The sequence below is a fragment of the Streptomyces sp. NPDC053560 genome (genome assembly GCF_044544605.1).
Lineage (GTDB): Bacteria > Actinomycetota > Actinomycetes > Streptomycetales > Streptomycetaceae > Streptomyces.
In genome coordinates this window covers 209728-224021 of sequence record NZ_JBITXI010000012.1, presented here as the reverse complement: position 1 = coordinate 224021, position 14294 = coordinate 209728, and the positions used below count along the sequence as shown (strand labels likewise).

Genomic DNA, 14294 nt, shown 5'->3' with positions numbered 1-14294 from the left:
TCTCCCCGTTCCTCCCGTTCTCCGGGCCGCCCGGCCGCTACAGGCTGAAGACCTGGGTGGCGGAGAGCGAGGGGTCTCCGGGGCGTACGTGCAGTTCGCCGCGGTCCGGGAACATCACCACGGCGGCGACGGTGCGTTCGCCGCGGATGTCCCCCCGGTCCGGCACACAGATCGGCGGCGTCGACAGCAGCGCGAAGTGCTCCTCGGCCCCGCACCCCGGCGCGAGCTCGTCGAGCCCGGCGGTGGCCGCCTTCAGCCTGCGCACCGAGGAGTTGCGGGCGAACACGTTGATCTCGTCGAACGGGACGAAGTCGGGGTGCAGGAAGTGGTTGGTGTGCACCGTCTCCGCGGCCTCGGTGACCCGCAGTTCGTCGCCCAGGGCCTCCACGACGACGGTCCGTTCCCGGTCGCACAGGACGAGGGTGCGGGAGCTCGCCAGGGGCAGGCCGCGCAGGATCTCCAGGGCCTCCGGCACGTCCCGCGCTGTGTCCAGCAGGTGCCGGATGGCGAGGTAGGGCGGTACGCCCGGGTGCCAGTCGCCGCCCAGGACCAGGTTGAGACCGACCGCGAGGCCGTCGCTGTTCAGGCCCAGGTAGCCGAGGAGGCCGCCGAAGCTGAGGACGAGCGAGCGGCGTGCCGACCCGGTGCGGCCGACCTCCAGCACGCTGATGTGGTCGTCGAGGTTGCCGTTGAGGTCGACGGTCTGCGCGAGGACCGGCCCGCCCGCGCCGGTGCGGGCGTACGTCGTGCAGTCGCCCGCCGAGGGCACCTTGCGGTACCCCATGATCTCCCGGCGCAGCTGCAGCAGCCACGCCTCCTCCGGCCGGATGCCGGCCCCCTCCGCGAGGCCCGCGACCTCCTCCGCGAGGTCCGGCGCGGCCGCCGCGACCGCCGCCCGGTAGGCGGCGATCGACGGCAGCAGGCCGTCCAGCGAGACCGGCTCCGGCATGACCTTGTTCAGCCGGCAGAGCGAGTCGTCGAGGAAGGCGCGCAACGGACCGGCGAGGGCTTCACCATGGGCCCGCCCTGCGGCGAAGGGGCCGCCGGGCGCGCGAACGAGAGGTATGCCCACGCCCTCGCTCATCCGACGGCGTCCAGCTGGGCGACCTTCGGCTTCGTGGCCAGCTCGTCCTTCACCCGGGGCCACTCGGCGCGCAGCACGCTGTAGAAGATCGCGTCGCGGCGGCGTCCGCCGGGCATGAAGTTGTAGCTGCGCAGGGTGCCCTCCTCCACCGCGCCGATGTTGCGCAGCCCGCGGCGGGCCTGGGTGTTGAGGATGTCGGTCTTGAACTCCACGCGCTCGGCGCCCAGTTTCTCGAAGGCGTGCTCCAGCAGCAGGTACTTCGCCCAGCGGTTGATGCCCTTGCCCCGGAAGTCGCGGCCCAGCCAGGACCAGCCGATCTCCACCCGGGCGTCGGCCTCCGCGATGTTGCCGTAGCTCATGCTGCCGGCGACCCGGCCGGTGGCCTTGTCGGTGATGATGTGGACGACGCGGCGCCCCGCGGCCTGGTCGGCCAGGCAGGTGTCGAAGAACTTCTCGAAGTCGGCATCGGTCTCGACGGCGGAGACGAAGTACCGCCAGATGTCGGGGTCCATCGCGACGGCCCGTACGGCCTCGCGGTCGGCTTCGGTGACCGGCCGCAGCAGGACGTGCTCGTTCTCCAGTACCACCGCGGCGTTCTGTGCCCAGGCCATGGTTCAGGCCACCTTCTTCGTGTGTCGGGACAGGGACTCGGCGACGCTGCGCAGGGTGCGCATCTCGGCGAGGTCGTGCTCGGTGAAGTGGGCGAGGTCGACGTCGGTCGCCTCGCACACCTCGGTGAGGAACAGCACCTTGTTGAGCGATGTCAGACCGTAGGTGCCGGCCATGTCCGCGTCCAGATCGAGGTCTTCGGGGGCGACCGCGGGGTCGAGGACGGCGGAGAGCGACTCACGGGCCGCGTTCTCGATGTCAGGCAGCATGGATGCCTTCCTTCCTGTCGTGGATCAGTCCGTGGTGAGCGGCGAGGATCTGCTGCCGCTTGGGCTTGTACTGGGACGTGAGCAGGCCGTTTTCGATGCTGAAGGGGGTCTCGGCGACCACGACCCGGCTGATCTTCTCGTCCGCCTCGGAGGCGGCGTTGGTGCGGGCGAGCTGGGCCGCGACGGCCTCCAGGTCCGCGGGCACGGAGGCCGGGGAGACGACGGCGACGAGGTCGGTCTGGGAGGGGCAGAACAGGACGCACTCGGCGATGGCCGGGCTGGTCCGCATGTGCTCCTCGATCGGCCGGACGACGATCTTCTTGCCGTTGTCCAGCACGATGACGTCGTCGGCACGGCCCCGGATGAAGAGGAAGCCGTCCTCGTCGAGGTACCCGAGGTCGCCGGTCCGCACGGTGCCGTCCGGGCCGAACATCCGCTCGGAGGCGCCCGGTTCGGCGTACGCGTACCGGTAGTTGACCGGGTGCTCACTGCGTACGCTGACGACCCCGTCCTCGTCCACCAGTACCTCCTTGCCGCGGAGGACCTTGCCTACGCTGCCCACCTTGTGGGCGCCGGGGTGGTTCTTGGTGACGATGCAGGTCTCGTTGAGCCCGTACCCCTCGAAGATGGGCAGGCCGGCGTCGGTGAAGAAGCGGAGCATGGCCGCGTCGGCCGGCGCCGAGCCGGTCCACAGGTAGCGGATCCGGTCCCCGAAGAGGTGGCGTCCCGCGTCCCGGGCCGTCTCCGCGCCGCCGGAGCGGCGCACCCGGGCCTCGATCTGCCGCCGGGCCGTCTCGTAGAAGGCGGGCACGCCCATCACGACGGTGGGCTTCGCGCGGCGCAGTGCCGCGAAGGCCGCCTCGTAGCTGCTGACGGTGACGTCATGGCCGTGCACCAGCGCCGAGTAGATCCAGTAGCGCTGCTGGAGCAGCGACAGCGGCAGGAAGACGAAAAGGTCGTCCCCCGGCTTGTGTTCGAAGATCTCCTGCACCGCGGCGAGCGAGCTGTCGATGCTGCCGACGGTCGCGCCCAGCCCCTTGGGAGTGCCGGTGCTGCCGGACGTGAACTTGATCGTCGTCACGTCCCGCGGCGCCCACTCCACCGCCGGCAGAGCGGCCTCCTCGGGGCCGTCCGGCTCCTCGGCGAGCCCGCGTACCTCACCGATCGGCACGGTCCCGGGGGCGTCGGTGGGCCGGTCGGTGAAGAGCAGCTTGATGCCGTAGCGCGTCATCAGCTCGGCCGAGGGCGCGAACTTGCCGGGCTCCAGCCCGGCCGTCTCCGCCTTCAGCAGCAGCGCCGCGAGGTCCAGCAGCACCCACTCCGGGCCGTTGGCCGCGAGGATGCCGATCCGGTCGCCCGGACCGATGCCCCGCGCCCGCAGCCGGCGCGCCAGCCGCTCGGCACGCGCGTACAGCTCCGGCAGCTCCATGGTCTCCGTGCCGTCGAGGCGGGAGAAGGAGATCCGGCCGCCGAGCGGTGGCGTGGAGACGATCTGGTTGATCACCGAGTGGCCGGTCACCGGGCCTCCTCCTGCTTCGCCGCCAGCGCCGTGGCCATCGCGGACACGGTGTCCAGCTCCGCCATCACATCGAGCGGGATGGTGACCCCGAACCGCTTGCGGACCGCGGTGAGGATGCGTGCCGCCGCGATGGAGTCGCCCCCGAGCGCGCGCAGGCTGTCGTGCACACCCACCCGGGCCCCGCGCAGCACCGTGGTCCAGATCTCGACCAGGGCCTTCTCGGTGTCCGTCGTGGGCTCGCCGCCGCCCTGCGGAGCCTCGGCAGCGGGTGCCGCCTCCTCGACATCGGTCGCGGCGAGCTTCGAGCGGTCCACCTTGCCGTTCTTGGTGAGCGGCAGGTCCTCGTGCCAGATGACGGCGGTCGGGATCATGTAGTCGGGCAGGTCGCGGCGGAGCGCGTCCCGCAGTTCGGCCTCGGTGGGCCGCACGTCACCGCTCGGGACGAGGTGGGCCACCAGCCGGTCGCCCCGCGCGCCGGGCCGGCTGGCGACCACGGCCTTGGCGACGGCGTCCACGGCGACCAGGCGGGTCTCGACCTCGCCCGCCTCGATGCGGTAGCCGTTGACCTTGATCTGGAAGTCGCTCCGCCCGAGGATCGCGATGGAGCCGTCGGGCAGATAGCGGCCCAGGTCACCGGTGCGGTAGAGCCGTTCGTCGCGCCGCGTGTCGTACGCGAACCGCTGGGCGGTGCGCTCCTCGTCGGCCCAGTAGCCGCGCGCCAGGCCGGTGCCCGCCGCACAGATCTCGCCGGTGACCCAGTCGGGGGCGTCCAGCCCGTCCCGGTCCAGGATGTACGCGCGGTTGTTCGCGTTCGGCCGACCGTACGGGATGGACCGGCTGCCGTCCTCCTCCGGACCCACCGGGTGCAGGATGTTCCAGATCGTCGTCTCGGTCGGGCCGCCGAGCGAGATGACGTCCAGGCCGGGCTTGAGGCGGCGCAGCGCGGCCGGCAGCGCCGGCGGGATGCGGTCGCCGCTCATCATCACCAGGCGCAGCGCGGGCGGCACCACCGCGTCGGCGACGGCCTGTTCGTGCATCATGGACACGATGGCGGGCACGGAGTTCCACACCGTCACCCCGGCATCGCGGCACAGGTCCAGCCAGTGCGCCGGATCCACCGCCCGGTCGCGGTCGGGCATCACCAGCGCGGCCCCGGCGGACAGCGCCCCGAAGACGTCCCAGACCGACAGGTCGAAGTTGAACGCGCTGATGGCGAAGAACCGGTCGTCGGGCGTGATGCCGAACCGCTTGTGACAGTCGGCGACGACGTTCGCCACGTTGCGGTGGGTGACCATGACGCCCTTGGGCGCGCCGGTGGTGCCGGAGGTGTACAGCACGTACGCCAGGTCGTCGGGGTGGGCGCCGGGCAGCGGGGCGGGGAGGTCGACCGGCGCGCCGGTGTCCAGGGGCTCGGTGACGTCCAGGCGCAGCACCTCCCGTTCGCCCGACGGGTCCTGCCAGTCGAGGTTGGTGAGCACCTGGCGCACCCGGCCGTCGCGCAGCATGTAGCTCTGCCGCTCGGCGGGCAGTGCCCCGTCCACGGGCAGGTACGCGGCCCCCGCGAGGACCGTGGCGAGGATGCCGACGATCTGCTCGGGCCCGCGGCCCATCACCAGGCCGACCAGCTCGTCCCGGCCGACGCCCCGGTCCCGCAGCCACCGCGCCGCGGCGGCCGCGCGGCGCAGGACCTCGCCGTAACCGAGGCTGCCGCCGGAGGTGATGATCGCGGGCGCGTCCGGGGTGCGCTCGGCCTGGGCCGCGAAGGCCTCGCCCAGCAGCGTCTCCGGCAGCGGTACGGCCGTGTCGTTGGCCGCCCGGCGCCGCTCGCGCTGGGCCGCCGGCAGCAGGTCGAAGGTGTGCCGCTGCCAGGCGGCCTCGTCGGCCAGCGTGCCGAGCAGGGACTCGTACCCCTGGGCGAGGTCGTCCAGCAGCCCTTCGGGGAACAGCTCGTCGATCCCGTCGAGCTGGACGACCAGCCCGCCGTGCTGCTCCATGGCGAAGGCGTTCAGCCACACCTGCGGGGTCTGGCTGACGCTGAAGACCTCGGGGCCGAACAGCTCCAGCGCGGAGCCGTCGACCTCGCCGTTGACGTGGCCGATGGCGCTGTTGAACGTGAACGGCATCCGGGCGCCCGCCACGCCGCCGCGGCGGCGCGCCAGCTCCTGCATGACGTCGCTGCCGGAGAAGTGCCGGTGGTCCAGGTCGCTGCGCAGCCGTGCCTGGAGCGCGCGGGCCCGCTCCTCGAAGGTGCGGGACCGGTCGACGTCGGCCTCGACCAGGAGGGTGTCCGAGAAGTTCCCGATGGCGTCGAAGACGCGCGGGTGGATCGGCGGGCGGTTGGCCACCGTGGTGGTGAGGGTGAAGCGGCGGCCGGCGCCCCAGGTGGCGAGCGTCTCGGCGTACGCCGCGAGCAGCACCGCCGACGGCGTCAGCCCGGCGAAGGAGGCCCGCTCCTTCAGGGCTTTCCAGGTCTGCCGGTCCAGCCGCACCAGGCGCTGGGTGAAGCGGCTGGCGGTCAGCGCCGCCGGGCTGGTGCGCAGCGGCAGGTCCGGGTGGGGCGCGAGGTCGTCGACGCGGTCGAGCCAGTACTCGCGCGAGCGGCGGGCGGGCGCCTTGCCCCGCGCGGTTTCGAGGGCCGCGACGTACTCCTCGTAGGGCAGCTCGCCCGGCGCGTCGCCGTCCGTGCCGTCGCGGTACTGCTGCCACCAGGCGCGGAAGAACAGGAACATGCTGATCCCGTCCATCACCAGCCCGTCGTGGCTGACGTGCAGCACCATCCGGTCGTCGGCGAGGATCGTCACCTCGGCGGCGATCAGCGGCACCTCGTCGGCGTCGAGCACGCGGTGGGAGCGTTCCTCGCGCAGTTCCCGGCGGATGCGCTCCTGCTCCTCGGGGCTCTCCCCGCGCAGGTCGAGGCGGCTGATGCGCGGCCGGTGCTGGCGGAACTCGGTGACCTGCCGCTCGTCCGAGACGAAGCGGGAGCGCAGCGCGCTGTGCGCGTCCACCACCGCTTCCAGGGCGCTCTCCAGCCGGTCCAGGTCCCACACGCCTTCGAACTCGTGGTAGACGTGGCTGGAGATGTCGCCGATCTCGAAGATGCCGCTGCGGCCGAGCAGATAGGCCCGCTGCAGGGGAGTGAGCGCGAAGCCGGGGCCGTGCCGCTCCTCCTCGGCAAGGTGGGCGACCAGCTCCTCCTTCATGCTCTTCACCAGGGCGATGAAATCGGGGTCCATGCGTTCGCGGCCGCCCTGGAGCCGCAGGTCGTTGCCGGACAGGGAGACGGACAGCCCCCGGCTGTCGATCTCGCGGAGCACATCGCGGTAGTTCATCGGGCCCCCTCACTGAAGGCGGCCAGCGCCGCCTCGTCGGCTCGCTCCTCGATCAGCACGGCCAGCGCGTTGACGTCGTGGCTGCCGAGCAGTTCCTCGACGCTGACGTCCACGTCGAGGGCCTCCAGAATCTGGTACTGCAAGGTCACGGCCTGCAGCGAACTGGTGCCCAGCTGGTTGAGGTTGTTGGCGCTGACCTCGGTGTCCGCCGCCAGCTGGAGCACGGTGCGGACCTGCTCGCTCAGCCACGGCACCAGCTGCGGGCCGGCCTGCGCGGGCCGGGGCGCGGGGGCCGTCGGCCGGAAGAAGACGGCGTCCGCGAGGCGGATCTCGCTCCCCGCGGGGACCAGCTCCACGGTGCGCGGCCACACGGCAGGCTCGGGCAGGCCGAGCGCCGCGGCGAGCCGCGCGGCGAAGCGGGGCATGACAGGCGCTGCCGCGTGCGCCAGGAGGCGGGCCGCGGCGAGTTCGAGGGCGATCGCGGTACGGGCCTCGCTCTCCCAGCCCGCGGTCTCCGCGAGGACGGCCTCCTGGTGGGAGAAGCGCAGCGTGTCCCGGACGATGCCGTCCAGTTCGGCGGCCGCCTGGTTGAGCGAGAAGCCCTCGGAGCCGAGGCTGCCGGTGACCGCGGCGAGGCGGGCGCCGAGCCGGCCGAGGAAGGCGGAGTGCTCCGGCGTCCAGGTGCCCGCGTCCGGCGCGTTGCCGCCGTACCGCTTGGCGACCCGCGCCCCGAGGTCGTTCAGCCAGCCCTGCCAGGTGCCGATCAGCGTCTCGTCGAGGGTCGTGTCGTACGCGGCGCGCTGGAAGTTGGTGCGCCGGCCCTCGGGGCGGGTGGCGGCGAGGAAGTAGCGGACCGCGTCGACGGAGTCCGGGCCGAGGATCTCCTTGCCCCAGATGGCGTGGCGCCGGCTGGTGGAGAACTTGCTGCCCTCCAGCAGGTAGAACTCGTTGACGTGGTAGTCGATGTCCGGGTTCCAGCCCGGGTGGGCCAGCCGGTAGAGGGCCGGGTAGAGCACGGAGTGGTAGAAGCTGTTGTCGTACCCGAAGAAGTGGACGACCTTCCAGTCCTGCTGCGGCGCGGCCGCCTTCCACTCCTCGCCCAGCCGGGCGCCGAGGGACTGGATGCCGTGCAGGAAGCCGTACGACATCTCCGGCCACACCCAGATGACCTGTCCGTCCACGTCCTTCTCGGCGGGCGGGACGCCCCAGCCGGAGGGGTGGCTGATCGGGATGTCCAGGCTCGGGCGGCGGAAGAGCCGGTCGCTCAGCTCCCGCAGCCGGGCGGGGACCCGGCCGAGGCGGTGGTGGTCGGCGATCTGCTCGCGGAAGGAGTGCAGCGGCAGCGTCCAGCGGGCCACGGGGGCGCTGCGCGGGGTCGCCGCCGAGTGCGCCGAGGCGGGGTCGACCAGGTCGGTGACGGTGTTGGGCTCGCCGCACTCCTCGCAGATGTTGCCGCTGGTGCCCGAACCGCACCCGGGGCAGCCGCCCTTGACATCCACCTCGTAGAGGTACTGCCCGCTCTCCGCGTCGAAGAGCGCCTCGGCCTCGGTGGGCCGCACCGTGCCGTCGGAGACCACGCGGGAGAAGAAGTCCTGGAGCCCGGGACGGTAGGTCGGGTCGTTGTCGGTCACGGTGTACTGGTCGGGCGTGATGTCCATCAGCGCCAGCGTCCGGGCGATCTCGGCGCTGTAGTGCGCGGCGGTCTCGGCCGGCTCGCGGCCCTCGGCGCGGGCGGCGCCCACCACGTAGCTCTGGTAGTCGTCGCTGCCCGTGAGGTGCCACGCCTTGGTGCCGTTCATCCGCTGGTGGCGGACGTAGGCGTCGGCGCCGAGGTACGGGCCCGACAGGTGCCCGAGGTGCAGGTCCCCGTTGGGCGTGGGCGGTGTGGAGAAGACGAAGACGGGCCGCTCGCCGAAGTTGGTGCGCTGCGTGTTGCGGGCCGAGGCGAGGGCCCGGTCCGCGTCGCGCCAGTACTGCGTCAGGAAGACCACGTCGGTGTCGCCGGTGTTCTCCAGGACGTGGGACTCGAAGGGCTCGAAGAGGGCCACCGTGCCGGGGGCCGCCGGGTGGCGGCGTCCGTCGACGACGAATTCGCCGCGCCCTGCGACGATCACGAAGAACTCGGTCTCGTCGTGCTGGTGGCTGGCCGAGCTGCGGCCGGGGGCGACCCGTCCCCAGCCGGCGCCCACGCCGAGGCCCTCGATGTCGCTCATGTCGATGCCGAACGCCTCGTGCAGGGCGGTGTCGTCGTACGTGTTGATGATCACGCCGTGTCCTTACGCTGGGAGGGAAGGGGGAGCAGGCCTGCGGTCTCCGCCGCGACGGCGGGGGCGAGCCGGTATCCGGAGCCGTTGGCGGCCCCCGCGAAGACCACCCGCGCGTCGTCGGTGACCGCACTGACCACGGGCTCCATGGCGGGGCCGTAGGCGTCGCAGAAGATGCGGCCCGACACGCAGCGGTCGGCCAGCCCGGGTGCGTAGCGGGTCAGGGTCGCCAGCGCCTCGCGCCGGTCGGCGGCCGACACGCTCGTGGTGAGGGTGTCCGGGGCGACGTCCCACTCCTGGCAGGTGTAGCTGAACAGCCAGTGCCCGCGCTCGTGGTACGGCAGCAGGAAGGCGTCCTCGTCCTGGAAGACGACCGCGCGGTCCCCGGGCGCCGGGGGCACCTCGATGTGCAGGGCCACGATCTTCTTCACCCGGGCGCCCAGCGGCGCGACGAGGTCCTTCCAGGCGGGGGCCGCGAGCCAGGGCCCGGGCGCCAGCACGACGTGACCCGCGGTCAGGCTGTCGCCGGTGCCCAGCGCCAGTTCCACCGCGTCGGCGCCAGGGGTCACGCCGGTGACCCGGACGCCCTCGCGGAATTCCGCGGTGCGGCGCAGGTCGCGGGCCAGGACCTGGGTGAGGGCGTGGACGTCCGCGTACTGGCAGCCGTCCCCCTCCCAGGCGGCCTTGCCGTCCGGCACCAGGGCGGTGCCCCCGGCCACCTCGGCGACCGGCCGGAGCTTCGCCTCGGGCAGGTACGTCTCGTACAGCCGCGCCTCGTGCGCCGCGTCGGCGATCACCGTCATGGCCAGCGGATGGATCGGCAGGTCCGGGCGGGCGGCCTTGAGGGCGGCCCAGTGGTCCTGGCTGTACGCCGCCATGCCGCGGACCCGCTCCGTGGCGCCACGGGGGAAGTGCAGGCCGGCCGAGCGGCGGGTGGCGCCGCTGCCGACCGCGTCCTGCTCCAGCACGACCACGGAGGCGTCCGGGTCGCGGGACAGGATCTCCCGGGTGATCATGCAGCCGAGCACGCCGCCCCCGACCACCGCGAAGTCGGTACGGTTCCCCGTCATCACGCGCCCCACAGGACCTTGGTGCCGGCCTTGGACGACCACTCGATGAACGAGGCCAGCTGCTCGTCGCTGCGCACCCCGCTCAGCCGGTCGGCGATGCGCTGGCTGCGCCAGGCGTTCAGGCTGAGGTTGGGGTCGGCGAGGCCGCGCTGTCCACGGGCCGCGTTCTGCACGAAGATCCGGCGGTCGTCGGGGCCGTCCCAGCGCACCGCGTAGTGCTCGTCGATGCTCAGCTCGTCGCCGTGGCGCTCCAGGCGGTCGGCGATCGGGGCGAGGAAGTCCATGCGGGCCGGGCGGAAGCCGGTGGCCCAGATGATGACGTCCGCCTCGAAGTGCTCGACGCCGTCGGGCTCGTCGTTGTGCCGGACGCTGATGTCCCAGCCGCCGGCGGCGGCGGCCTCGACGCCGGTGACCTCGCGGTTGGGGTGCAGCCCGACCAGGTCCGGGTTGCCCTGGACGAAGCGGTGGACGTAGATGCGCTGGTAGAGGTCGCGCAGCGTCGACTCGGAGATGCCGTCGCTGCTGAGGATGTGCTGCGCGTTGAACGCCTGCCGGATCTCCGGCCGCAGGCCGTAGAAGTAGTCCGAGTGGGACGGCATGTAGTAGTCGTTGGTGAACGGCGAGTCGTCGATCGGGAAGTAGTTGCGGCGCCGGGAGAGCCACGAGATGCGGCGAGGCAGTTCGCTGTCGGGGCGCGACATCAGGTCCAGGCACGCCTCGGCGCCGGACTGCCCGCCGCCGACCACCACGACCCGCTTGCCGCCCAGGCTCTTGGCGGCGTTCATGTAGTCGTTGACGTGGAACTGCGTCTCGCCCTGCATGCCGTCGGCGAGCGGCGGGATCCACGGCCTGCTGCCGACGCCGACGACGATGTTCTCGGCGGTCACGGTGCGGCGGTCGGTGCGGACGGTGAAGACGCCGTCGAAGCCGACCTCCTCCACGTTCTCGCCGAAGACGACGTTCTCGTTGCGGCGGCTCGCCCAGGCCAGGTAGTTGCGGAACTCCAGGCGGGGCACGTCGTCGAACTGGGCGTTGAGGAAGTGGTACACCCGGCCCTGGTCGTGCAGGTAGGACAGGAAGGAGAACGGACTCTTCGGGTCGGAGAGACTGACCAGGTCCTTGAACATCGACACCTGCAGCGTGGCGCCGGGTATCTGTTGCTCGTCGTGCCATCCGAAGGCGGCTTTGCGGTCGAGGAAGAGGTTGCGCACCTCCGGGCGGCCGTGCAGCAGCGACGCCAGGCTCAGGTTGGCGGGTCCCACACCCACTCCTACGCAGTGGTACTGCGCGGAATCGGCCTGGTTGTTCGCGTGCCCCATTGAGATCTCTCCTTCAGGCGGATGTCGGCGGTAGCCGACTCAGTGGTGCCGGATATGAGATGTGATTTGGCGTGATGTCGGGCAGAGGGACGGTCGTGCGGTTCCGGCCGGACGGGCGGTCGACCCGTCCGGACCGGCGGGGGAGGGGAAGTTGTGGGGGGTCAGGCCGGGGAGGCGGCCTTGTGCGCTTCGGGCAGCTCCTCGCTCTCCTGGGGGGCGGGAACGGCGGGGGCCGGTTCCGCCGCTACCGTCGGCGGCCGGCGTACGGCGATCAGGCCGAAGACCGTGGCGAGGAAGGACCCGACGGCCACCGCCGGCCAGACCCATCCGCCGAGCTGGAGGAAGAGCCAGCTGCCGAGCATCGGGCCCACGGCGGTGCCCAGGCCGAACATGAACTGGAAGCTGCCGATGTACCGGGACCGCAGGTGCTCCGGGCCCGCCTTCGCGGGGTAGGCGAACACCGCGGGCCCGCCGATGATCTCGCCGAGCGACCAGATGAGCGTGCCGACGACGACGGCGGCCGGGCCGATCGGCAGCCCGTAGAACGCCACCCCGGCGCCCACCAGCGCGAAGCCCAGCCCGATCGTCAGCTTCAGCGGCCACTCCTGCGAGACCTTGGTGATCAGCAGCTCGAAGGCGATGACGATGAAGCCGTTGAGGGAGACCGCGAAGGTATACCAGAAGAGCGCGAGCCCGGCGTCCTTCATGTAGAGCGGCAGCGTGGACAGGTACTGCATGTAGACCGCGGAGTGGCAGAAGGCCGCGACGAGGTAGAGCAGGTACCGCCGGTCGCGGACCACCGCCAGGTAACCGCCACGGGACCGGCCGCTGTCCAGTGCGTCGGCCGGCACCGCCGCCGGACGCACGCGAGCGGGCAGCGTCCACCACGCGAAGACCGCGTACACCAGGGCGATCATCGCCTCGCCCCAGAACAGCAGGGTGTACTCGTGCCCGCCCGCGTTGTAGAGGCCGTAGCCGACCAGCGGCGCGGCGGTCGCCCCCACGTTGAGCCCGAACCGGTACATCGCGAAGATCATGACCTGCCGGTTCCCGGGCGTCAGCTCCGCCAGCAGCGTCGCGGACGCCGGCCGGAAGAGCTGCGCGCCCAGGCTGACCAGCGCGACGGCCACCAGCAGGGTGCCGAAGTCGGGCAGGTGGAGCAGGGCGGCCGTGAGCACCGCGGTACTGCCCATGGACACCACGGTGGCGGTGCGCACACCCATCCGGTCGGCCAGGGTGCCGCCGATCAGCGAGCCGGCCACGGCCCCGGCCCCGTAGACGCCGAGGGCGGCGACGGTGTGGCCGTCGGAGTAGCCCCGGGCGGTCAGGAACAGCACCAGGAAGATGTTGAGGAAGCCGCTGAGGCGGTTCACCAGGACGCCGGCGAGCACGGTCTTCACCGCGAGCGGCGCCTCCCGGAACGTCCGCCACACCGTGGCCCGTTCCGCGGCAATCGGCTCAGACACCGTGACCGCCCGCCGTTCCGGTGGTCAGCTTCACCGCGGCGCGCACCCGGCGTTCCAGCTCGTCCAGTTCCCCGGGGGTCGGCGCGTCGATGAGGAAGGTCACCGCCCGGTCGTCGGAGCTGGCCAGCGGGGCGAGTTGAGCCCCCTTGGGCTTGAGCACCAGGACCGCGCGCAGCGTCGGGGGCGCGTCCGGGCCGCCCGGCGCGATCTCCGGCCACATGCCGCCCTCGCCCACCCACACCGGCTCGATGCCCGGCCAGTCGACCGTGACGTCCTCCAGCGTGCCGGGCTCGTGGTCGAGGTAGACCTGGCGCGCCCAGCGGCGCGGCGCCGGGTACGAGGCGGGCTCGCCCAGCGCGATCCGGACGATCTCGGGCTCCAGCGGCTGCCCGGTGGCCAGCTGGTAGAGCGCGAGCAGTCCGTCCCCGGGGGTGCGGGCCGCGATCTCCATCAGGTACGGCCGGCCGTCGGCGGCGACCCGCCACTCCGCGTGGGCGATGCCGTCGCCGAAGCCGAGTCTTCGCAGCAGCCGCGCATTGGCCGTCAGCAGCGCCCCGTCGTCCTCCGTACGGGCGTTGGGCACCGAGTGCGAGAGCTCGACGAAGGTGCGGGCGTGCGACTCGGTCGTCTCCTTCCTCGTGACGGAAGCGAAGATCACCTTCCCGTCCTGCACCAGGCTCTCCACCGAGTACTCCTGGCCCTCGACCTTCTGCTCGACCAGCACGGTCTCGTACTCGGGGTACTCCGCCAGCAGCTCCCGCAGTTCGGCGGCGTCCGCGACATGGGCCACCCCCGAACTGGAGTGCCGGGTCGCGGGCTTGGCCACCACCGGGTACGGCAGGTCGCCGAGGGCGGTCTCCTCGCGCTCGCCCGGCGGGATCACCAGCGAGGCGGGGCTGAACTCGTCCAGGTACCAGCGCTGCAGGTACTTGCTGCGGCAGGCCCGCGTCGCCCGCAGCCCGGGCCCCGGCAGGCCGAGGGCGTCCCCGAGCAGGCCGGTCGGCTCCACGAGGGTCTCGCCCACGGCGTACGCGCCGACGATCGTGTACTGCCGCCGCCAGGCCCGGGCCCGGGCGATGAAGCCCGGCACGAACGAGCCCTCCTGGTCGAGGGAGCCGTCGACGAAGGCGACGTCGTCGATGAGGGACGCCGGGTGGTCGGCGTCCTTCATGCACCGCTGCGCGGACTCGCGGTAGCTCTCCGGCGTGATGAGCAGCACCTTCAGGCCCCGCGCCGACAGCTCCCGGAGGTAGCGCGGATTGCGGCAGACCACCCAGAAGGCGCCGGTGAGAACGAAGGCCCGCGGCGGCGGTTCGGGCAGAGCGGCGACAGTCATGATCTTTCTCCCCGTGATGTCGGAATGTC

10 protein-coding genes are annotated in these 14294 nt (G+C 72.2%); all 10 read right to left on the bottom strand.

The features are described from left to right. Positions 1 to 37 precede the first annotated feature (37 nt). Positions 38 to 1072 carry a C45 family autoproteolytic acyltransferase/hydolase gene (locus ACIGQF_RS28035; protein WP_399715582.1) on the bottom strand — a complete coding sequence of 345 codons (1035 nt, stop codon included), beginning with the start codon at positions 1070 to 1072 and terminating at the stop codon, positions 38 to 40. Positions 1073 to 1080: 8 nt separating this feature from the next. After that, positions 1081 to 1695, bottom strand: coding sequence for a GNAT family N-acetyltransferase (locus tag ACIGQF_RS28030; RefSeq protein WP_399715579.1), 615 nt, complete (start codon positions 1693 to 1695; stop codon positions 1081 to 1083). Positions 1696 to 1698: 3 nt separating this feature from the next. Further along, a complete protein-coding gene (locus ACIGQF_RS28025) occupies positions 1699 to 1962 on the bottom strand; it encodes an acyl carrier protein (protein WP_399715577.1) in 264 nt (87 codons plus the stop codon). Beyond that, entirely contained in the window at positions 1952 to 3481 is a 1530-nt protein-coding gene (locus tag ACIGQF_RS28020) for an AMP-binding protein (protein WP_399715574.1), read from the bottom strand. The genes ACIGQF_RS28025 and ACIGQF_RS28020 overlap by 11 nt, the downstream gene beginning before the upstream one ends. Further along, the gene (locus ACIGQF_RS28015; protein ID WP_399715571.1) at positions 3478 to 6810 is read right to left on the bottom strand and encodes an amino acid adenylation domain-containing protein; all 3333 of its coding nucleotides are present in this window, start codon (positions 6808 to 6810) and stop codon (positions 3478 to 3480) included. The genes ACIGQF_RS28020 and ACIGQF_RS28015 overlap by 4 nt, the downstream gene beginning before the upstream one ends. Further along, positions 6807 to 9077: a class I tRNA ligase family protein gene (locus tag ACIGQF_RS28010; protein ID WP_399715568.1), complete on the bottom strand. Its 2271-nt coding sequence runs from the start codon at positions 9075 to 9077 to the stop codon at positions 6807 to 6809. Before ACIGQF_RS28010 ends, ACIGQF_RS28015 begins: the two co-directional genes overlap by 4 nt. Next, on the bottom strand, positions 9074 to 10144 hold the full coding sequence (locus ACIGQF_RS28005; protein WP_399715566.1) for an NAD(P)/FAD-dependent oxidoreductase: 1071 nt from the start codon (positions 10142 to 10144) through the stop codon (positions 9074 to 9076). The genes ACIGQF_RS28010 and ACIGQF_RS28005 overlap by 4 nt, the downstream gene beginning before the upstream one ends. Next, positions 10144 to 11463, bottom strand: coding sequence for a lysine N(6)-hydroxylase/L-ornithine N(5)-oxygenase family protein (locus tag ACIGQF_RS28000; protein ID WP_399715563.1), 1320 nt, complete (start codon positions 11461 to 11463; stop codon positions 10144 to 10146). Before ACIGQF_RS28000 ends, ACIGQF_RS28005 begins: the two co-directional genes overlap by 1 nt. 161 nt (positions 11464 to 11624) lie before the next feature. Beyond that, on the bottom strand, positions 11625 to 12929 hold the full coding sequence (locus tag ACIGQF_RS27995; protein ID WP_399715560.1) for an MFS transporter: 1305 nt from the start codon (positions 12927 to 12929) through the stop codon (positions 11625 to 11627). After that, positions 12922 to 14265 (bottom strand): acetyl-CoA carboxylase biotin carboxylase subunit family protein, encoded by a 1344-nt coding sequence (locus ACIGQF_RS27990; protein ID WP_399715557.1) that lies wholly within the window; start codon positions 14263 to 14265, stop codon positions 12922 to 12924. Before ACIGQF_RS27990 ends, ACIGQF_RS27995 begins: the two co-directional genes overlap by 8 nt. Between the last annotated feature and the right edge of the window lie 29 nt (positions 14266 to 14294).

What these genes read in the sequence shown, in the direction of transcription:
- ACIGQF_RS28030 (WP_399715579.1), bottom strand. Translation starts at nt 1,695, where the DNA reads ATGGCCTGGGCACAGAACGCCGCGGTGGTACTGGAGAACGAGCACGTC.
- ACIGQF_RS28025 (WP_399715577.1), bottom strand. Translation starts at nt 1,962, where the DNA reads ATGCTGCCTGACATCGAGAACGCGGCCCGTGAGTCGCTCTCCGCCGTC.
- ACIGQF_RS28015 (WP_399715571.1), bottom strand. Translation starts at nt 6,810, where the DNA reads ATGAACTACCGCGATGTGCTCCGCGAGATCGACAGCCGGGGGCTGTCC.
- ACIGQF_RS28005 (WP_399715566.1), bottom strand. Translation starts at nt 10,144, where the DNA reads ATGACGGGGAACCGTACCGACTTCGCGGTGGTCGGGGGCGGCGTGCTC.
- ACIGQF_RS28000 (WP_399715563.1), bottom strand. Translation starts at nt 11,463, where the DNA reads ATGGGGCACGCGAACAACCAGGCCGATTCCGCGCAGTACCACTGCGTA.
- ACIGQF_RS27990 (WP_399715557.1), bottom strand. Translation starts at nt 14,265, where the DNA reads ATGACTGTCGCCGCTCTGCCCGAACCGCCGCCGCGGGCCTTCGTTCTC.